Origin of the sequence: Aeromonas sp. 604176, from assembly GCF_049170755.1 — a bacterium.
Classification (GTDB): domain Bacteria; phylum Pseudomonadota; class Gammaproteobacteria; order Enterobacterales; family Aeromonadaceae; genus Aeromonas; species Aeromonas veronii_A.
In genome coordinates, this window is sequence record NZ_JAAKNE010000202.1 from 1 (window position 1) to 3,259 (window position 3,259).

The 3,259-nt window shown below is 59.7% G+C and carries 5 protein-coding genes; 3 read left to right on the forward strand and 2 right to left on the reverse strand.

The window, feature by feature from the left end:
• Positions 1-195, forward strand: a 195-nt coding sequence (locus tag G5358_RS20495) for a DsbA family protein (protein WP_421324823.1), incomplete at its 5' end; no start/stop codon positions are given.
• A gap of 73 nt (positions 196-268) precedes the next feature.
• On the opposite strand, the gene pncB is transcribed toward G5358_RS20495, so the two are convergent.
• Positions 269-1,447 carry a nicotinate phosphoribosyltransferase gene (pncB, locus tag G5358_RS20500; protein WP_216952335.1) on the reverse strand — a complete coding sequence of 393 codons (1,179 nt, stop codon included), beginning with the start codon at positions 1,445-1,447 and terminating at the stop codon, positions 269-271.
• 101 nt (positions 1,448-1,548) lie between these two features.
• The gene (locus G5358_RS20505; protein WP_005356142.1) at positions 1,549-2,184 is read right to left on the reverse strand and encodes a nicotinamidase; all 636 of its coding nucleotides are present in this window, start codon (positions 2,182-2,184) and stop codon (positions 1,549-1,551) included.
• A gap of 74 nt (positions 2,185-2,258) precedes the next feature.
• On the opposite strand from G5358_RS20505, the gene G5358_RS20510 reads away from it, so the two are divergent.
• Both G5358_RS20510 and G5358_RS20515 read left to right on the forward strand, forming a co-directional pair.
• Entirely contained in the window at positions 2,259-2,909 is a 651-nt protein-coding gene (locus G5358_RS20510) for an NUDIX hydrolase (protein WP_201953894.1), read from the forward strand.
• Between the two features lie 19 nt (positions 2,910-2,928).
• On the forward strand, positions 2,929-3,234 hold the full coding sequence (locus G5358_RS20515; RefSeq protein ID WP_120416227.1) for a hypothetical protein: 306 nt from the start codon (positions 2,929-2,931) through the stop codon (positions 3,232-3,234).
• Positions 3,235-3,259: the final 25 nt, after the last annotated feature.

Below are 3,259 nucleotides of genomic sequence, written 5' to 3' on the forward strand. Positions count from 1 at the left end.
GAGTTCGACGGTGCCGTCGACAGCTTCGCCGTCTCCGGCATGGTCTCCCAGTTCGATCGCAACACCGAGAGCTACAACATTCGCGGTGTACCGGCTTTCCTGGTGAACGGCAAGTACATGGTGAAGATTGAATCCATCACCTCTCAAGAGCAGTTCAACAAGCTGGTGCAGTTCCTGCTGGCCAAGAAAGACTGATACCTTTTGAGTTGATTAAAAAAGCCTGCCGGTGCGAACCAGCGGGCTTTTTGTTTTCTGGTGTTGGGGAAGATCAGACCCCGACGTGGAACGCCTGTTTGAGGTTGCGGATAAACTCCGCATCCCGGCAGAGGGTCTTGCCCGGGCTGTCGGAGATCTTGGCGACCGGGCCGCCATTGCACTCGATCAGCTTGAAGACGATGTTCATCGGGCTGACACCGGGCAGATCGCAGGTGAGCTTGGTGCCGATGCCGAAACTGGTGTTGATGCGGCCACGGAAGTGGCGGAACAGCTGCACCGCCTTGTCGAGGTTGAGCCCGTCGGAGAAGACCAGAGTCTTGTCGGTGGGGTCGATGCCGAGGCGCTGATAGTGGCTAATCGCCTTCTCGCCCCACACTACGGGATCGCCGGAGTCGTGGCGCAAGCCCTGATAGCTGCTGGCCAGCTCGAAGTCGAAGTCGCGCAGGAAGGCATCCATGGTGATGCAGTCGGTCAGGGCGATGCCGAGATGGTCGGTGAACTCGTCCAGCCAGCTGGTGAGGGCAGCGCGCTGGCTGTGCTCCAGCGGGAAGCCGAGCTGCTGGTGTGCCTGGAACCACTCATGGGCCTGGGTGCCGACAGCGGGCAGCTTGTACTTCTGGGCCAGCATGTAGTTGCTGGTGCCGCGAAACGCCGGCAGCCGCTCCTTGAGGCGACACACTACCGCATCCTGTACCGCATGGGAGAAGCGGCGGCGGGTGCCGAAGTCGATGAGGTTGAACTCGCTCATCTCGTCGCTGCTCAGCTCCTTCTCCAGCTTGTCGATCTTCTGATCGAGCCGCTCCAGCGCATGGCTGACGCCGAACTGGGGGTAGCGGAAGCGGTTGCGCATCTCGCTGATGATGGCAAGCACCGGGATTTCCCACAGGATCACATCCTGCCAGGGGCCCTCGACCCGCACATTGATGCGGCCATCCTGCTCGAACACCTTGAGCAGGGAGGCGTCTAGCGGCTTGCGGCGCAGGTGGTCGAGGTAGTCAGGAGTGAAGAAGGGGCGCTCGGCCAGAAAATCGAGCTCTGGCTTGGTCAGTCGCAGGGATCCGGCGAGGCGCAGTTGCTCCTCGATCTGCCCCATCATGGGCAGCAGATCCTCTTCATTGCGGCTGTGAAACTCGGCTACCACCTCGGCATCCGGATAGCGATGGAACACCGCCTGCTGCATATGCAGCTTGTAGGCATCGGTGTCGAGCAGGCTGGTGAGGATTGGAGGCATATCAGGCTCCTCGCAGACTGGTGAGCACGATGGTGCTCCCCTGCCGCATATGTAACGTGCAGGCGTCGGTGTCGAGCAGGCTGGTAAGAATCGGTGGCATATCAGGCGTCCAGCAGGCGTTGTACATCGATCAGGGTCTGGGCCAGTTCGGCGCCAGCCTCAATCATCTGGGTGTGGGCGCTGGCAACCGTCGCGGGCGCGATGCCACGGCAGGCATCGAGATGGACGATCACCCGGAAACCGGCGCGGCGAAGTTGCAGCACGCTGGTTTTGACACAGTAGTCGGTGGCGAGGCCGCCGACCAGTACGGTATCGACCTGGCGGGCTTGCAGGAATTCGATGAGTCCGGTGCTGCGCCGTTCTGCCAGGTCGTGGAAGCAGGTGCCGTAGGGATGGAGATCCGGTTCGACCCCCTTCCAGACGAAGAAGTCATAGTCGATGGGGGCGGGCAGGCCGTCGAGCAGCTCAAAGCCCTTGCTGCCCGGTACGCAGTGCACCGGCCAGGTGAGGTCGGCGTTGGGCAGATCCAGCGGCAGCAGCATGCCGGCGGGGTCAGAAACGGCCCAGTCGGCATTGGCAGGGTGAGAGTCCTTGCTGCCGATCCGCAGCGTGGCGAGGGTGGCCTGAGCGTTGAGCGCAGCCACAATATCATCACCGCCCGCAACGGGCAGTTCGTTCGGGCAGAGGGGGGTAAAGCCCTTCTGCGCATCAATATCCAGGCTGGCGACGGTTCCCATGATTGGCTCCTGCACATACTATTCGTGTGATATTATCTACCAAACATTAATGGAAGGCGAGCAGGGCGATCGGCATGCTGAGAATGAGTCTGGATATGGTGGTGCTGCGGTTGCATGAGGAGCGGCTCGAGCTACTGCTCGAGACCCGCGATCGCCCCCCCTTTGCCCACTGCTGGCAACTGCCGGCGCTGCGCATCGACGAGACCCAGGATCGGGATCTGGATGCCGCCCAGCGCCGTCTGCTGGCGGAGTGGGGGCTCGGTCACTGCTACAGCGAGCAGGTCTGCACCCTCGGCAATCTGGAGCGGGATCCCCGCGGCTGGTCCACGACCCTGGTCTATCTCTGTCTGGTCGATCCGGAAGTGGAAGCGATCCACGGTTGCTGGCATCCGCTCGCCAACCTGCCGGGGCTGAGCCTCGCCTTCGACCATGTTCAGCTCATCGCCAAGGGGTTGGAGCGGCTGCGGATCAAGAGCCGCTACAGCACCCTGCCGCTGCAACTGCTGGGGCCCGAGTTCACCCTCTCCGAGGTGCAGCGCGCCTTCGAAATCATCCTGCAAACACCCATGAATACGGCGGCATTTCGCAAGCGGATCCATCGCGCCGACATTCTGGTTGATACCGGCCGCAAGCGCACCGGCAAACAGCGCCCCGCCATCCTCTACCGGCTGGAGAGCCCCTGCTGCGTGATGTTCGATCAGGTGATGCACGGAGCAGAAGCGTAAAAGAGAGATCGTTGTTGCTATGAATTACAAAGTGAAACTTTCGCTAATTGTGCGAGATGTGGATAAAACCTGTTTTTGTGCTGGCGCCAAAGAGCTTAGCTTGCCCTTCGTTCCATTTGTTGGGCTCCGTTTGCATGAAGATATGCAAGTCTACACACTAGCGACTGTTGGGTGGGCAGACAATGAACAGTGCTTTTATTGTTCTGTAGAAATGAGTGAAGAATTATTGTCCGATGGTGATTTGATAGACATGGATTTCATTATTGAAACAGCAAAAAATTCCGGATGGGTTGGGTTCAATAAAATTCATAGAGCAGAAGTATGAGAGGGAAGGTTTTAGTTAGCGCCTG